Annotated in this window: 15 protein-coding genes and 1 tRNA gene; 10 read left to right on the top strand and 6 right to left on the bottom strand. The window is 32.3% G+C overall.

Going from position 1 to position 16599, the window contains the following annotated elements:
• Positions 1-141: 141 nt before the first annotated feature.
• Positions 142-471 carry a hypothetical protein gene (locus DFQ06_RS10775; protein ID WP_042504170.1) on the bottom strand — a complete coding sequence of 110 codons (330 nt, stop codon included), beginning with the start codon at positions 469-471 and terminating at the stop codon, positions 142-144.
• A 383-nt stretch (positions 472-854) separates the two neighbouring features.
• On the opposite strand from DFQ06_RS10775, the gene DFQ06_RS10780 reads away from it, so the two are divergent.
• Both DFQ06_RS10780 and DFQ06_RS10785 read left to right on the top strand, forming a co-directional pair.
• Entirely contained in the window at positions 855-1442 is a 588-nt protein-coding gene (locus tag DFQ06_RS10780; protein ID WP_081959133.1) for a DUF3575 domain-containing protein, read from the top strand.
• An 84-nt stretch (positions 1443-1526) separates the two neighbouring features.
• Complete coding sequence (locus DFQ06_RS10785; protein WP_042496295.1) at positions 1527-2207, top strand: LysE family translocator; 681 nt, start codon at positions 1527-1529, stop codon at positions 2205-2207.
• Between the two features lie 84 nt (positions 2208-2291).
• Here the strand turns inward: DFQ06_RS10785 and DFQ06_RS10790 are convergent.
• The 3 genes from DFQ06_RS10790 to DFQ06_RS10800 all read right to left on the bottom strand — a co-directional run bounded on the left by DFQ06_RS10790 (position 2292) and on the right by DFQ06_RS10800 (position 2984).
• Positions 2292-2362: transfer RNA gene (locus DFQ06_RS10790), tRNA-Cys, on the bottom strand.
• A gap of 50 nt (positions 2363-2412) precedes the next feature.
• Positions 2413-2775 (bottom strand): dihydroneopterin aldolase, encoded by a 363-nt coding sequence (gene folB / locus DFQ06_RS10795; RefSeq protein ID WP_133967653.1) that lies wholly within the window; start codon positions 2773-2775, stop codon positions 2413-2415.
• Positions 2775-2984 carry a zinc ribbon domain-containing protein gene (locus DFQ06_RS10800; RefSeq protein ID WP_074936562.1) on the bottom strand — a complete coding sequence of 70 codons (210 nt, stop codon included), beginning with the start codon at positions 2982-2984 and terminating at the stop codon, positions 2775-2777. Before DFQ06_RS10800 ends, folB begins: the two co-directional genes overlap by 1 nt.
• Before the next feature lie 114 nt (positions 2985-3098).
• Here DFQ06_RS10800 and DFQ06_RS10805 point away from each other — a divergent pair, with 114 nt between their 5' ends.
• The 4 genes from DFQ06_RS10805 (at position 3099) to DFQ06_RS10820 (ending at position 8021) form a co-directional block, all read left to right on the top strand.
• Complete coding sequence (locus DFQ06_RS10805; RefSeq protein WP_133967655.1) at positions 3099-5108, top strand: glutamine--tRNA ligase/YqeY domain fusion protein; 2010 nt, start codon at positions 3099-3101, stop codon at positions 5106-5108.
• Between the two features lie 21 nt (positions 5109-5129).
• Positions 5130-6233 carry a TPM domain-containing protein gene (locus DFQ06_RS10810; RefSeq protein WP_133967657.1) on the top strand — a complete coding sequence of 368 codons (1104 nt, stop codon included), beginning with the start codon at positions 5130-5132 and terminating at the stop codon, positions 6231-6233.
• 75 nt (positions 6234-6308) lie between these two features.
• Complete coding sequence (locus tag DFQ06_RS10815) at positions 6309-6794, top strand: DUF1761 domain-containing protein (protein ID WP_133967659.1); 486 nt, start codon at positions 6309-6311, stop codon at positions 6792-6794.
• Between the two features lie 144 nt (positions 6795-6938).
• Positions 6939-8021, top strand: coding sequence for a GNAT family N-acetyltransferase (locus tag DFQ06_RS10820; RefSeq protein ID WP_235833521.1), 1083 nt, complete (start codon positions 6939-6941; stop codon positions 8019-8021).
• Between the two features lie 68 nt (positions 8022-8089).
• Here DFQ06_RS10820 and DFQ06_RS10825 read toward each other — a convergent pair whose 3' ends face one another.
• On the bottom strand, positions 8090-9016 hold the full coding sequence (locus DFQ06_RS10825) for an SPFH domain-containing protein (RefSeq protein ID WP_133967663.1): 927 nt from the start codon (positions 9014-9016) through the stop codon (positions 8090-8092).
• Positions 9017-9093: 77 nt separating this feature from the next.
• Here DFQ06_RS10825 and DFQ06_RS10830 point away from each other — a divergent pair, with 77 nt between their 5' ends.
• Both DFQ06_RS10830 and DFQ06_RS10835 read left to right on the top strand, forming a co-directional pair.
• Positions 9094-9777, top strand: coding sequence for a hypothetical protein (locus tag DFQ06_RS10830; RefSeq protein ID WP_133967665.1), 684 nt, complete (start codon positions 9094-9096; stop codon positions 9775-9777).
• 16 nt (positions 9778-9793) lie between these two features.
• Positions 9794-10909, top strand: coding sequence for a glycoside hydrolase family protein (locus DFQ06_RS10835; protein ID WP_206672760.1), 1116 nt, complete (start codon positions 9794-9796; stop codon positions 10907-10909).
• 82 nt (positions 10910-10991) lie between these two features.
• On the opposite strand, the gene gltX is transcribed toward DFQ06_RS10835, so the two are convergent.
• Entirely contained in the window at positions 10992-12503 is a 1512-nt protein-coding gene (gene gltX / locus DFQ06_RS10840; RefSeq protein ID WP_133967667.1) for a glutamate--tRNA ligase, read from the bottom strand.
• A gap of 191 nt (positions 12504-12694) precedes the next feature.
• Between gltX and DFQ06_RS10845 the strand changes: the two genes are divergently transcribed.
• Together DFQ06_RS10845 and ybeY are read left to right on the top strand one after the other, a co-directional pair.
• Positions 12695-16141: a hypothetical protein gene (locus DFQ06_RS10845; protein ID WP_133967670.1), complete on the top strand. Its 3447-nt coding sequence runs from the start codon at positions 12695-12697 to the stop codon at positions 16139-16141.
• The gene (gene ybeY / locus DFQ06_RS10850) at positions 16134-16544 is read left to right on the top strand and encodes an rRNA maturation RNase YbeY (RefSeq protein WP_042504164.1); all 411 of its coding nucleotides are present in this window, start codon (positions 16134-16136) and stop codon (positions 16542-16544) included. Before DFQ06_RS10845 ends, ybeY begins: the two co-directional genes overlap by 8 nt.
• Positions 16545-16599: the final 55 nt, after the last annotated feature.

Consider the following 16599-nt stretch of genomic DNA (forward strand, 5'->3'; position numbering starts at 1 on the left):
GAAAACCGTTGAGATTTCAGTTTGAATAGGGTTTACTGTTAAAGCGAAAGTTGATAATCCACTTGCTACGATTGCTACTGCTAAAATTAATTTTTTCATGATTTTTTTGTTTTTAAATGTTTACTAATTATTTATAAAATATTATTGTTCAGTTGATGGTGTTATTTCGATATCTGTCAATTTTAACCAGTTACCATCCTTATCAACATAAACTACATTGTCTGTACCATCAATACTAAGTTCAAGTTTATATTGCTCGCTACTATTTACATAAGCTTTTTTTAAAGTAGCTGTAGAGAAATTTTTAGTTACTGCTTCGGTAACTGCAGTTGGTACATTTTCTAAAGCAACTTCTTTAAATTCTTCTGTGATAGAAATCGTTGTTATTTCAGATGGAATAGGGTTTATTGTTAATGCGTAAGTTGATAATCCACTTGCTACAACTGCTACTGCTAAAATTAATTTTTTCATGATTTTTTCGTTTTATGATTATTGTAAATTGTTTTACGATGAGTTAATTGAAATAAATATGCCGTAACTGAAATTAAATGAATTATTATATGTAATAAGTTAATAATTAAGTGTTTAATTATTTTGTTTAAAAAAAGACCAATTTTTTTTTGTGTAAAAAGTGTATAAAAAAGAATATTCATGGGTAAATATTACCCAACTAATGTGTTTATTTTCTTCGGAAGAAGGAATGCGTGAAAAATAAATATCAAGATTAAAAATTTTAGAGGCTTCAGTTTATAGTTTAGAACCTATTTTTAAAAAATGGATACCGTTAAAAACCTTAAATTTGTAACATATCTGATATAGAGATTATTAAGTTTAACCAACTAAAAACCAACCAAATGAATTTTAAATTATATACATTCAGTATTATTCTATGTATAGGAAGTTTTCAAATATATGCCCAAGAAGATTCCATTACAGTACAAAAAGAAACATACATAAAAGGTAATGGAGCAACCATTTTATTGGCTGTTCCACATATAGGTATAGAAACTACGGTTGGTAAAAAGTTTAGTTATCAATTTGATGTTATGGCTTCGTTTTGGAATTCTATAGATGGTTTACCTTATAAATTTGGCATTGCCACTTCGGAATTAAGATATCATTTCAAAAAACGTTTTCACGGAATTTATGCTGGTGCACATGTAGCGGGCACAACCTTTAAAATAGCTAAAAACTTTAGAGTCCGCGATTTCGAATATCAGCAAGGTTTGGGGTATATGGTTGGATCTACTATTGGTTTTCAAAAGAAATTAAAAGGCAAATGGATGCTCGATGTTTTTATAGGTGGTGGTTGGCATCAAGGGTATTACAAAGGCTATCATGTAGATACTGGTGAACGTCTAGAACCTGCAACTAAATACAATAAAAGCGGGGAGTGGTTACCTTACCGAGGTGGTATTATGCTAGCGTATAAAATTAACTAGATAAAACAATCTCTAAATTTGATGCATAAATAAAAAATGGTTTATAAAATATTTCATTACTTTGTGTAAACCTCTATTAAATTTATGTTCGACGATATTTTAAGAGCTATTCCTTTCGGAATTATTTTAGCATTCACCATTGGTCCAGTATTTTTTGTACTGCTAGAAACTAGCGCTACAAAAGGATTTAGGAGTGCTTTAATATTTGATAGTGGCGTTATGTTGGCCGATATACTTTTTATATTGGTAGCATTTTTTAGTACTAATAAACTTCTTGAAAAAATAAAAGACGATCCTAATTTTCTAATCTTTGGTGGTGTACTTTTATTGGTTTACGGTTTAATTTCATTTATAAAAACATCAAAATCTTTTAGAGAAATTGTTCGCGAATACCATAAAGTTGAAATAAAAAAAGGCTATGGAAAGTTATTTTTAAAAGGCTTTTTACTCAATTTTATTAATATTGGAGTGTTGCTAGGTTGGGTTGCTTTTATTGTTTTGGCAAACTCGCTTACCACATCAAAAAATGGTGTAGTTGTATTTTTAAGCACTATTTTAATTGTTTATTTTATAACCGATTTAGCAAAAATAGTAGTTGCTAAAAAGCTTAAAAATAAGTTAACACCTCGCTTAATCTACAAAACTAAAAAAGTAATTGCATTGGTTATTTTAGGTTTTGGAGTGTTGCTTTTGGCACAGGCTTTCTTTCCTAAAGAAAAGGAATTACTTAAAGAAAAGTTTGAGCAAATTAATCCGATAAATTAATATTTAAGAATACTAATGGCCTTAAGAGTTATAAATATTGACATATAAAAAAAGCTTCCTAAAATTTAGGAAGCTTTTTTGTTGAGGTGTCGAGCGGATTCGAACCGCTGTAGCAGCTTTTGCAGAGCTGAGCCTAGCCACTCGGCCACGACACCTTATTGGAGGTGCAAATTTAAAAAATTTTTACAATTTCCAACACTTTAAATTACTTTTTATGCTTTTCGGTCATTTTTATAGTTACTCGAGCCACGTCGCCACCAATGGGAGGGTTTAATTTACTTACCCAAACTGTTGCTTTGCTCACCATGGTATCTTTTTCAAAAATACGATTTAAAATACGCTTGGCTACCGTTTCTAAAAGATAAGACGGAATGTCCATTTCTTCTTTTATAACGCGATTTAAAAACACGTAATCTACAGTATCACTAAGTTTATCTGTTTTAGCAGATTCTTGTAAATTAGCTTTAACCTTTAAATCTACGCGGTAATCGCTACCAATTTTTGTTTCTTCTTTTAAACAACCGTGGTATGCAAATACCCGAATGTTTTCAACTTTTATTATTCCCATTAGTTTGTAAATAAATCAAAAATGTTACTCAAGGCGCTCGTTTTGGCTTTGTAAAATTCGGTATATGTACAACGTTTGCATGTTACCGAAGTAAATTTTTTGTTCTGTATATCAAATATTTTAGACCATCGGCCACCAGTGGCGCGCATTTCACCGGTTTCAAATTCTCTATTTCCGCATTTAGGACAAGTGTAATTATTATTTTTCATAGCATAGCTTTTAAAATATTAGTTACAAATAATCCAAATTTGTTACGCTTCTTAAGTAGAATTAGGTCAAAAATAACTTGAATTTATGTAATTTTGAAGCTTATTGATTTAAATATGTCTGAAGAAAGAAAATCACTCAATTTTTTAGAGCAAATTATAGAAGAAGATTTGGCAAATGGAATGTCAAAAGAAAATCTTCGTTTTAGATTTCCGCCAGAGCCTAATGGGTATTTACACATTGGTCACACTAAAGCTATAGGTATTAGTTTTGGTTTAGGTGAAAAATATAATGCACCGGTAAACTTACGTTTTGATGATACAAACCCGGCTAAAGAAGAGCAGGAGTATGTAGATGCCATTAAGGAAGATGTATCGTGGTTAGGTTATAAATGGGATAAGGAATTATTCTCGTCAGATTATTTCCAGCAGCTTTACGATTGGGCTGTATATTTTATAAAGGAAGGAAAGGCTTATATCGATTCGCAGTCTAGCGAAGCTATGGCCGAACAAAAAGGAACGCCTACACAACCAGGTGTTGATGGACCTTTTAGAAATAGAACTGTTGAAGAAAACCTCGATTTATTCGAACGTATGAAAGCCGGAGAATTTAATGAAGGTGAACATATTTTACGTGCTAAAATCGATATGCAACATGTAAATATGTTAATGCGTGACCCGATTATGTATCGTATTCTAAAGAAGCATCATCATAGAACGGCAAACGATTGGTGTATTTACCCAATGTACGATTGGACGCATGGTGAAAGTGATTACTTAGAGCAAGTATCACACTCGTTGTGTTCGCTAGAATTTAAACCTCATAGAGAGCTTTACGATTGGTTTTTAGACCAAGTGGTTACAGAAGACAAATTACGACCAAAACAACGTGAATTTGCACGTTTAAACCTAAGTTACACCATAATGAGTAAACGTAAGTTGCTTAAATTGGTAGAAGATGGTGTGGTAAACGGTTGGGACGATCCACGTATGCCAACCATTTCTGGTTTGCGTCGTAGAGGTTACACGCCAACAGCTATTAGAAAGTTTGTTGAAACTGTAGGTGTTGCTAAACGTGAAAACGTGATAGATGTATCGCTTTTAGAATTTTGCATTCGCGAAGATTTAAACAAAACTGCACCACGTGTTATGGCGGTTTTAGACCCGATTAAAGTGGTAATTACAAACTATCCAGAAGATAAAGAGGAATGGTTTGAAGCTGAGAATAATCAAGAAGATGATGCCGCTGGTTTTAGAAAAGTGCCATTTTCTCGTGAAATTTATATAGAAAAAGAAGATTTTAAAGAAGAAGCGAGTAATAAGTTTTTCCGTTTGAAATTAGGCGGAGAAGTACGATTGAAAAACGCTTATATTATTAAAGCAGAATCGGTTTTAAAGGATGCTAACGGTAATATTACAGAAGTACATTGTACATATTCCGATGATACGGAACGTCGTGTAAAAGGAACCTTGCATTGGGTTTCTATAAAACATGCTGTAAAAGCAGAAGTTAGAGAATACGATCGTTTATTTTTAGATGAAGCTCCAGATAGTCATCAAGACAAAGACTTTATGGAGTTTATAAATCCAGATTCTTTAAAATTGGTTGAAGCTTTTGTTGAGCCAAGTTTACAAGATGCTGAGGTAGGGCAAAGGTTCCAATTTCAACGTTTGGGTTATTTTAATGTGGATAACGATTCGTCTTCAGATAAATTAGTATTTAATAAAACCGTTGGATTGCGTGATTCTTGGGCTAAGGTTAAACCACAACCAGCAGCTAATACAAATGCGAATACTAACAAGCAAAAGCCACAACAACAGTCGCAAAGAAAAGCAATTGATGTGATTCAAAAATTAGGTAAAAAGTATACCAATTTACCTGAAGAAAAACGCCTAAAAGTTAGAACTGAAATTTTAGAACTAGCCAAAGACGTGACTTACGATGAGGTTGAACCACTTTTTAACACTGCTGTTAAGAAAGTAGGAACTCGAATTGCTGTGGCCCTTATTTTGAAAGTTTTAGTAGAAAACGGACAAGCCAAAAATGATGATGTTAATAGCTTTATTGAAAAAGCATTGGAAGATAAAAATGAGTTATTAGTAGAAGAAGCTAAAACGTTCAATTAAATACTTGGTTACTTACAGCATTTGAGTAAAATAAAATTAATAATCCTCTTGTTTTTTGTTTGGTTTCAACATACCAACGGGCAAGAGGATTTTCCTATTCTAACCGAAATAGTAACCGATAAAGCGGCTCTTTTCAGCGAAAGCGAAACTTTAGAACTTAGAAAAAAACTAAAGGCTTACGAAACTAAAACTACGCACCAAATAGTAGTTTTAACTGTTAATTCTTTAGAAAATAATACAGTTGAAAACTATGCTTTACAGGTTTTTGAAAAGAATGAACTCGGACAAGAAGAAGCCGATAATGGACTCTTAATTTTAGTAGCAAAAAACGATAGAAAGTTTAGAATTGAAGTAGGTTATGGTCTAGAACCCATAATTACCGATGCTTTCGCGTCTAGAATTATTCGAGAAACCATGACGCCTGAGTTTAAAAAAGGCGATTTTTATAAGGGTGTAGATTCAGCAACTTCAGAAATTATTAAACTTATTGACGATCCCAAATATAGAGATGAATTTACCAATTTAGTAGAACAAGAAGGTAAAATGCCTTTATGGGGAAAAATAATTATAGGGTTTATTTTGCTTATATTTTTGAGTCTTTTTATTGGGGTTGGATCTACTGTATTTTATAAAGGTTTTAAGCAATTAATAAACGTATTTCGCGGTTTAATTACCGGTAAATTAAGTGTTGTATTATTTCCATTTTTATTAGTGTCTTCATTATTAACAATTGGTTTTAGTTTACCTTTTATTATTATGCCGCTCCTTTTTGGTATTTTTATTATTGGTATCGCATCAGAAAATAATATAGATATTGATCCTTTTGAATATTTAGAAAGTTTACCATTAACAGCAATACCAATTACTATGGTTTCGTTAGTTGTAATATTTATTATTCTACCCTTAATTATTGCTATTTACACGAGATCTAATAAAGACTATGAGTCTGTTAAATTTTCATTTTTAAAAAGTGATAAAAGTTTTATGAGTAAGAATTTCTCTTCTAGTGGTTCTAGCTCTAGTTATAGCCGGTCAGGTTCAGGTTATAGCAGTTCATCCTCAAGTAGTAGTTTTTCTGGAGGTGGAGGAAGTTCTGGAGGAGGTGGTGCTAGCGGAAGTTGGTAATAGTAATTTGTTGTGAATAAACAAGTTGTAACCTAAATTTAATTACCTTTAAACACGAATTAAACTTTAAATATTATGGATTTTTTTAACCCTATTGCGCTTTTATTAGCGGCTGTTTCTGCGTTGGTTGTTGGTTTTGTTTGGTATAACCCAAAAGTATTTGGAACTATTTGGATGAATGAAGCTGGTTTAACCGAAGAAAGTATGAAAGGTGCAAACATGGCTAAAATTTTTGTTTTGGCTTTTATTTTTGCCTTTTTATTAGCGATGACTATGATGCAAATGAGTATTCATCAAACTGGCGCGTTAAGTTTAATTGGTGGCGATGCTTCTAAGGCTTTACCATCTTACACGGCTTTTATGGCCGATTACGGTAATAATTTTAGAACTTATAAACACGGCGCTCTACACGGTGTTTTAGCAGGCGTATTTGTCGCTTTACCTATTTTAGGTACCAATGCATTGTTTGAACGTAAGAGTGCTAAATACACCCTTATAAATGCAGGATATTGGATTGTTACTTTAGGTGTTATGGGTGCTATTATTTGTGGTTGGAAATAGTATTTTTGTAAACTATTAACTTATTTAGAGACTGAGAATTAAAATTTTCGGTCTTTTATTTTTCTATTGATACACTACAAAATTTATAACGCATGTAATGAACTTCCAAAAAACTGGGACGTTCTTGTAAAACATGATATTTTCTTGCAAACAGGCTATTTACAGGCCTTAGAAAATGCAGCGCCAAATAATTTGGAGTTGTTTTATATTGGTGTATTTAAAAACGATGTTTTGGTTGGTGCGGCTGTTACACAACGTGTACAATTGTATCTGCATGATATGTTTAGAAAAACCGATACGTCGTGTTTTAAAAACTATATGCGCGATTTAATTTCTAAAATTTTGAAAGGAAATATTCTTGTTATCGGGAATTTAACGCATACTGGGCAACATGGTTTGTTTTTTAAAAGAAACGAGATCTCTCAGGAAGCTTTTTTTAAAATTACACAAACGGCTTTACATGAAATAAAGTCTGTTATAAAAGCCAAGCAGAATAAAACTATTAGAATGTTTGTGTTGAAGGATTATTTTGAAAATGATCCAATTCATAAAGAGAAAGATAGCTTAGATATTGCTAAACTGCATCAGGTGGTTATGCAACCTAATATGATGTTTTCTATAAAAAAAGATTGGCTTACTATTGAAGATTATACTGCAGCCTTACAGAAAAAATATAGAGACCGTTATAAGCGGGCTAGAAAGAAATTAAACGGCATAAAGGCGATAGAATTATCTACAGAGGATGTTAAGAATAATAATGAAACCTTACATCAATTATATTTAAACGTTTCTAATAATGCCAAGTTTAATACCTTCATTTTACCCGAAAATCATTTTTATAGTTTAAAACTTCAACTAAAAGATAATTTTAAAGTCTTTGGTTATTATTTAGAAGATAAATTGGTTGGTTTTTATACTTTAATTCAGAACAAAAGAGTACTAGAAACTTATTTCCTTGGGTATGATAGTGAACATCAATACTCCAATCAATTGTATTTAAACATGCTTTACGATATGCTAAAATTTGGTATAGAAAACCGATTTAAAACTATTGTTTATGCACGTACTGCAATGGAAATTAAAAGTTCGGTAGGAGCAGAGGCTAAACCAATGTTGGTGTATTTAAAGCATACTAATGCCATAATGAATGGCTTATTAAAGCAAATATTTAAATTGATGAACCCGTCGCAAGATTGGGAAGAACGCCATCCTTTTAAAACTTCTTAATAGAACAAAAAAAATCCTTAAAGTTTATACCTTAAGGATTTCATTTTAATTAAAAAAATAGAGTTATACTATTCTTTAATTTCTTTCTTTTTATTGTTTTTCATTGCTTCACCAATTTGGTTACTCGCTGCAAAACTAGCTACCATATCGTTTAGCATATTACTTCCTGCTTGTGGCGAATTTGGTAGTAAAATTAAGTTACTATTAGTTTCGCTACCAATGGCTTGTAAAGTATCGTAATGCTGTGTTACCACTATTAGCGCCGATGCTTCTTGGCTATTAATACCTACTTTGTTTAAAACCTCTACAGATTCTTCTAAACCACGAGCAATTTCGCGACGTTGATCTGCAATACCTTGCCCTTGTAAACGTTTACTTTCAGCTTCAGCTTTAGCACGTTCTACAATTAAAATACGTGCAGCATCACCTTCATATTGAGCAGCTGTTTTTTCTCTATCGGCAGCATTAATACGGTTCATGGCTTCTTTTACTTGCGCATCTGGATCAATATCTGTTACTAAAGTTTTTATAATATCGTAACCATAGTTTTGCATGGCATCGTTTAATTCTGATTTTACAGCAATCGCGATATCATCTTTTCTTAAAAATACATCATCCAAAATCATTTTTGGAACTTCGGCACGTACCACATCAAATACATAACTTGTAATTTGATCGTGCGGATAATCTAGTTTGTAAAAAGCGTCTTCTACTTTTTCTTTAATTACTTTATACTGCACAGAAACTTTTAGACGCACAAATACATCATCTTTAGTTTTAGTTTCTACAATAACATCTAATTGCTGAATTTTTAAACTTAAACGGCCTGCAATTCTGTCTACTAATGGAACTTTCCAATTTAAACCAGATTGGCGTATACCTTGGAAGCGCCCAAAGCGTTCTACAATAGCAGCAGTTTGTTGCTTTACCGTAAAGAATGAAGAAATTAAAATAAATAGCCCAAATACAATAAGGGGAATGAAAACGAAATCCATAGAATTTTTATTAAATGATTAGAACAATTAAGATACGAAAATTAAACTATATTTGGAGATTTATATCCGGAACTAGTATGAAATTTATTCGACCTTTACTGTTAGTAGCCATTACCCTATGTTTTGTTACAAAATCTTTTTCTCAAAAAGGAAATATACGTATTACAAACAGTATAAATATCGGTGGTGGTATTACACAATTTAATATTGATACCGATAATTTTGAAACCAAAAGTGCTCAAGGTTTTTTAGCCGGAACAGCTGCAATTGTAGATTTACCGCATAAATTTTATAATATGAGTTTTGGTTTGCAGCTCTCTGAAAACCATATTGAAATACTAGGTAGACCAAGTTTAATTAGCTCAGAAGAGGCCTATATAGATTATAAAATATTTGCTGCTCAGTTTGCTTTATTAATGCATATAAAGGTAATACCAAAGCATTTTACTATCGATATTGGGCCAATGTTGCAGTATAATAGTAGGTTGGAGTTTGATGATAAAGGGCAAGATGATTATTACATTGCGAATTATACTAATTTATCGGCTAAGGATATTACAAGTATTTCTCAATTTAATTTCAACGGAGCCGTAGGTGCATCGGTTGGAATAAATAATTTTAAATTTAAAGCTCAATATATTTACGGATTTACAAACATTCTTAATAAAATTGAAAATCAAAGCTTAGACTTTTCTGGTGGAGATTCTCGTTTTAAAGGCAATCAAAATATGTTAGTTTTGGGTGCGATAGTTATGTTTTAAATTAAAAAAAATAGACATGAAAAGAAGAACATTTATTGAAACCTCTATCAAAGGATCTATAGCATTATCATCTGTTGGTTTATTATCTTGTATAAGTGAGAATAAACCACCCGAAGCATTTATAGATCGCGTTTTGCCTGCTCCAATAGGTGGTGGTTTTCGTGATGATAATTATTGGATTTGGGGTTCATCAGTAATTAAAGGTGAAGACGGAAAATATCATATGTTTGCTTCTAGATGGTCTAAAGATGTTGGTTTTGGTAATTGGGTTACAAACTCTGAAGTAGTTCGTGCTGTGGCCGATACACCAGTTGGACCTTACAAGTTTCAAGAAGTAGTACTCCCTGTTCGTGGACCAGAATTTTTCGATGGTATGTGTACGCATAATCCACGTATTGTAAAGTATAAAGATAAGTATTTATTATATCATTTTGGGACGACTTACGATTTTGATCAACCCACAAAAGACAATCCAAAACCAGATGGTTATGATTGGAATAAAGCTTGGTTAAACAAACGTGTTGGTTTGGCAATTAGTGATTCTATTTTTGGTCCTTGGGAACGTGTTGATAAACCTGTTATCGAACCTAGACCAGGACATTGGGATGCTACAATTACATCAAACCCTTCGCCAGCAGTAGATCCAAAAACCGGTAAAATTTTATTAATGTATAAATCTTCTGTAACTCCAAAGCCACCATTGTTGTTAGGTGTTGCTATGGCAGATAGCCCAAAAGGAGAGTACAAACGCTTAAGTGAAGAACCTGTTTTTAGGTTTGAAACTCCTGGTAATAGTCATGTAGATGTTGAAGATCCATACATTTGGTGGGCAGGTGATAGGTACGAAGGTGTTATGAAAGATCGTTCTGGTGAAATTTGTGGAGAAGAAGGTGGAGGCATCCATATTTGGTCTAAAGATGGTGTAAAATGGAACTTATTCGAAAACGTAAAAGCATACAGTCGTGATGTATTATGGGACGATGGATCTACATCGCACCAAAATCATTTTGAACGTCCTTTTGTTTTAGTTGAAGATGGAAAACCGACGCATTTATTTGCCGCAGTTGGTAATGGACCTGAAGCTTGGAAGTTTGAAAACACTTGGAATATGGTGATTCCTTTGAAGCATTAGGAAAGTATTTATAAAGAAAAAGGTCTCTAAATAGTTTTAAAAACTACTTAGAGACCTTTTTTTATTTTAAGGAAACCTAAACTTATATTGTAGCAATTAGCTTTTCAATACGTTTAACCGTTTCGTTTTTTCCAATCATGTAGATAATATCGAAAACATCAGGACCTTGTAGAGCGCCAACAAGTGCTAAACGTAAAGGCATCATTACTTTTCCAAAACTGATTTCGTTGCTTGTTATCCAGCCTTTTATTTCCGTAGTAAGCGTTTCTACCGAAAAATCGGTATTCGCGTTTAAAACGGCTATAAGTTGCTTCATAAGGTCGTCTGTACTTTCTTTTAAAGCTTTTTTAGATGCTTTTTCATCGTAAGTTGTTGGTGTAACAAAAAAGAAGTGGCTTAAATCCCAGAAATCGCTCACAAAAGTAGCACGCTCTTTAATTAAATTTATGGCCATTGCAATGTAGCTTGTGTCGATATCTGCTAATTCTGGTGTTGAATTTTTGAATATATCTGCTAACTCTTCGTTGTTTTGTTCTTGCATATAATGGTGGTTAAACCATTTAATTTTATCAGGATCAAAACGTGCACCAGATTTGTTTACTTTTTTCAAATCGAAAGCAGCAATCAATTCATCTAGTGTAAAAATCTCTTGTTCTGTTCCTGGATTCCAACCTAAAAAAGCAAGGAAATTTACCATAGCATCGGCAAAATACCCATCTTCTTTATATCCTCTAGAAACTTCGTTAGTTTTTGGATCTTCCCATAATAATGGAAAAACAGGGAAACCTAATTTATCACCATCACGTTTGCTTAATTTTCCTTTACCTGTTGGTTTTAAAATAAGAGGAAGATGTGCAAATTCTGGTGCATCCCATCCAAAAGCTTTGTATAACTGGTAGTGTAATGCCAAAGATGGTAACCACTCTTCACCACGAATTACATGCGAGATTTCCATTAAATGGTCGTCTACAATATTTGCTAAATGGTAGGTTGGCATACCGTCACTTTTAAATAAAACTTTATCATCTAAAACGTTGGTATCTATTTTTATATCGCCACGGATAATATCTTTTAGATGAAGTGTTTCATCTTGCGGACTTTTAAAACGGATTACGTAATCGTCTCCAGAATCTAATTTAGCCTGAGTTTCTTCCGCGCTAAGCGATAAAGAATTGCTTAATTTTAAGCGATTATGCCAGTTGTAAATAAAGGTTTCTTTATTGGCTTCGCATTGTTTTCTTTCGGCATCTAGTGTTTCGGCAGTATCAAAAGCGTAGTAAGCATTTCCTGAAGCAATTAATTCTTCAGCGTAAGCTTTATAAAGAGGTTTACGTTCGCTTTGGCGGTATGGACCAAATTTTTCGTTGGTTCCTGGGCCTTCATCGAAAGGCATTCCGCACCAATTTAAAGCATCAATAATATACTGTTCTGCACCTTCTACATAACGGTTTTGGTCGGTATCTTCTATTCTTAAAATAAAAGTTCCGTTGTGTTTTTTTGCAAATAAATAATTGAATAAAGCAGTACGAACACCGCCAATATGTAACGGTCCTGTTGGGCTTGGTGCAAAACGCACTCGAACATTTTTGGTCATTTTGTAATTTATAATAAAGCTTAAATTTTTATATTTAAGTGTTAATAGAAACGGTTTTAATCTTTAAAAACTAAGTTTTGTTTCAAGATTTGCGACAAAGATACAATTAACAACTAATTATAAACCTTGTAAAAAATAAAATTGTAGTTTAGTGGGTTAATACGTTAGTACCGAATAGTTTTTAGAAACACATGGATAATTTTAAAAATATACAGCACAAATTAGAGGCATTTATTAAGCGATTTTATACTAATGAATTACTTAAAGGCGCCATTTTATTTTTCGCTATAGGTTTGTTGTATTTTCTATTTACAGTTTTTATTGAGTATGTGTTATGGTTAAATACCACTGCGCGTAGTGTATTATTTTGGTTATTTATTGGTGTAGAATTGGCTTTACTTGTTAAGTTTATTGTGGTGCCCTTGGCTAAATTATTTAAACTTCAAAAAGGGATTAACTATAAGGAGGCATCAAAATTAATTGGTGAACATTTTCCGGAGGTTAACGATAAGTTATTAAATGTATTACAGCTTAATGAAAGTGATTCTAAATCGGAATTATTACTAGCGAGTATCGATCAGAAATCTTTAGAGTTAAATCCAATTCCATTTAAACTAGCTATAAATTTTAGGAAGAATCTTGGGTATTTGAAGTATGCGGCTATTCCGGTTTTGATTTTATTACTTACTTTTTTTACAGGAAATTTTAATTGGTTTAGCGATAGTTATACACGTGTTGTAAATTATAAAACAGCTTACGAGCCGCCTGCACCGTTTCAGTTTTTTGTGGTGAACCAAAATTTAAATGCCATAGAAAATAAAGATTTTAAGCTTATTGTAAAAACGGCTGGCGAAGTTATGCCAGAAAGTGCTCAAATTATTTATAATAACGAAACGTATTTTTTACAACAAAAAGGGATAGGGGAGTTTGAGTATATTTTTCCGCAACCTAAAACAGAAATTAATTTTCAGCTATCTGCAAATAAGGTTACTTCAAAACGGTATACTATAAATGTTGTTGAGGTGCCTTCTCTTTTAGATTTTGAAATGGTTTTAGATTTTCCGAGTCATACCAGTAAAAAAACTGAAACTTTAAAAAGTACAGGTAATGCCATAGTGCCTGAGGGAACGGAAATTATTTGGAAGTTAAAAACAAAATCGACTACTTCTGTCAATTTATTTTCTAAGGACACTATAATTTTCCAAAAATCGGCTCCTGGCATATTTGGCTTAAAACGAAAAATTTTTAAAAATTTTTCATATACGCTAAGCACGAGCAACGCAGATTTAACAAATTATGAGAACCTAGCCTTTAATATAAATGTTGTTAAAGATGAATTTCCAGAATTAAAACTAAAAGTTGAAACAGATTCTGTCGATTTGCAAAGTTTATATTTTTATGGACAAGTAAGCGACGATTATGGTTTTAGTAAATTACAGTTGGTTTATTATCCATCGGAAGATGAAAAAAATAAACAGATAGAAAATATTCCTATTTCAAATTCTAATATTTCGGAATTTATAAGTGCTTTTCCTAATAATTTAAAGATTGAAGAAGGGATTTCTTATAATTTATATTTTCAAGTATTTGATAATGATTTAGTTAATAGGTTTAAAAGTGCAAAAAGCGAGGTTTTTTCTTATAGAAAACGCACAAAAGCCGAAGAAGAGCAAAAACAACTGGAAGAGCAGAAAGAAAATATTCAGGATTTAAATAAATCTCTAGAAAATTTTGAAAAGCAAGAGAAGCAACTACAAGAGGTTACTAAAACTCAGAAAGAGAAGTCGAACTTAAACTTTAACGATAAAAAGAAATTAGAGTCATTCTTTAAGCGCCAGAAGGAACAGGACGAAATGATGAAAAATTTCAATAAGAAGTTAAAAGATAATTTAGATGAATTTAAAAAGGATAACTCAAAGGAAGACGAATTTAAAGAAGATTTAAAAAAGCGTTTGGAGGAGAATGAAGAGAAATTAAAAGAAGATGAAAAGTTGCTTGAGCAATTAAAACATCTTCAAGAAAAAATTAGAAAAGATGACTTGGTTCAAAAGTTGGATGAGCTTGCTAAGCAGAATAAAAATAAAAAGAAAAGTTTACAGCAATTACTAGAATTAACGAAGCGTTTTTATGTTGAAAAGAAACTAGAAAAACTAAAAGAAGATTTAATGAAGTTGGCTTTAGATCAAGAAAAGTTGGCCAATAAAACGGATGAGGAAAACACCAAAGAAAAGCAGGATGCATTAAATAAAGAATTCGAAAAGTTTAAGGAAGATATTAAAAACTTAGAAGAGGAAAGTAAAGGATTAAAAAAGCCTATTGATATTCCAAGAGATAAATTGGATGAGAAGGAAGTTGAGAATGAGCAGCAAAAAGCATCTGAAGCTTTAGATAAGAAAGAACAGGAGCAGGCTGGCCAAAAACCAAATGGAGAACCAAAGGAAAGTAAAGATCAAAATTCAAAAGAAGCCAAGGATAGTCAGAAGAAAGCAGCCAAAAAAATGAAGCAGATGAGTGAGCAAATGGGTGCCGCTATGAGTGGAATGCAAGGCGATCAAATGCAGGAAGATGTAGAAATGCTTCGTCAAGTTTTGGATAACTTGGTTTTGTTTTCTTTCGATCAAGAAGCCTTAATGAATAACTTTAAATCTATAGAGGTTAACAATAATAAGTTTGCTTCATACTTAAAAAAACAAAATAATTTAAAGGAGAATTTTGAGCACGTTGATGATAGTCTGTTTGCTCTATCGTTGCGTCAACCTAAAATATCTGAGACTGTAAATAAGGAAATTACTGAGGTGTATTATAATATAGATCGCGCTTTAGATTTACTAGCTGAAAACAGATTGTATCAAGGAGTATCTAATCAGCAATTTGCTATAACCGCTGCTAATAATTTAGCAAATATTTTAAGTGATGTTTTAGATAATATGCAAGAGAGCATGAGTATGTCTATGGGCAAAGGTCAAGATGGCGATATGCAATTACCCGACATTATTATGAGCCAAGAGCAGTTGAATAAGATGATGCAGGAAGGTATGAAAAAAGGCGAAAATGGAAAGCCAAAAAGTGGTGAGGGTAAAAAAGAAGGTGAAGGTGAAAAGGATGGAGAAGGGAAGAAGGAAGGTGAGAATGGTAAAGATGGCTCTGGTGGCGATAAAAAAGGAGAAGGTGAAAACGGGAATGAACCGGGAGAAGGTCAAGACGGATTTAGTGAAGATCTAAATGGTGAGCTTTTTAAAATTTACCAGCAGCAACAAGAATTACGTGAAGCTTTAGAAGAGCAACTAAATAAGGAAGGTAAGTTTGGTAAAGGTGGTAATGGAGATAAGTTAGTTAAGCAAATGGAAGATATAGAATTGGAGTTGTTAAATAAAGGTTTTAATAATATAACGCTTCAAAAAATGATGCAGTTAAAGCATCAGTTACTTAAATTTGAAAAGGCAAGTTTTCAGCAAGGTGAAGATAATAAGCGGGAATCTGAATCGAATACTAATGAGTTTAACAACAGTTCTAATAACCAAATACCTACAGCAAAACAATATTTTAATACTACTGAAATATTGAATAGACAAAGCTTACCTTTGCAGCAAATTTACAAACAGAAGGTTCAAGAATATTTTAAGCAAAGCAATGATTAATTTTAATTACGAAATAGATTTTAATTTAGAGGAAGAAGAGGTAGTTTCTAAATGGATAATAGATGCAATTTCTAATGAAGGTTTTAAATTAGAAGAAATAAACTATGTGTTTTGTGACGATGAATATCTGCATAAATTGAATGTGGAATTTTTGGATCACGATACTTTAACAGATGTTATTAGCTTTGATTATTCGGTTGGAAAAATTGTTCAAGGCGATATATTTATTTCTGTAGAAAGGGTAATTGATAATGCAAAGGATTTTGAAGTGGAGTTTGATAGCGAGTTAAAACGCGTTATGGTTCACGGTGTTTTGCATTACTGTGGGTATAAAGATAAAACGGAATCGGACGCTAGTTTGATGCGAGAAAAAGAAGAGTATTATTTAAACTTAATTAAGTAGAAACTTCGGTTTAGGTTTATTGATTTTAATATAAAAATATTTATGTTCCACGTGG

The organism is Algibacter lectus (assembly GCF_004368925.1).
GTDB classification, from domain to species: domain Bacteria; phylum Bacteroidota; class Bacteroidia; order Flavobacteriales; family Flavobacteriaceae; genus Algibacter; species Algibacter lectus.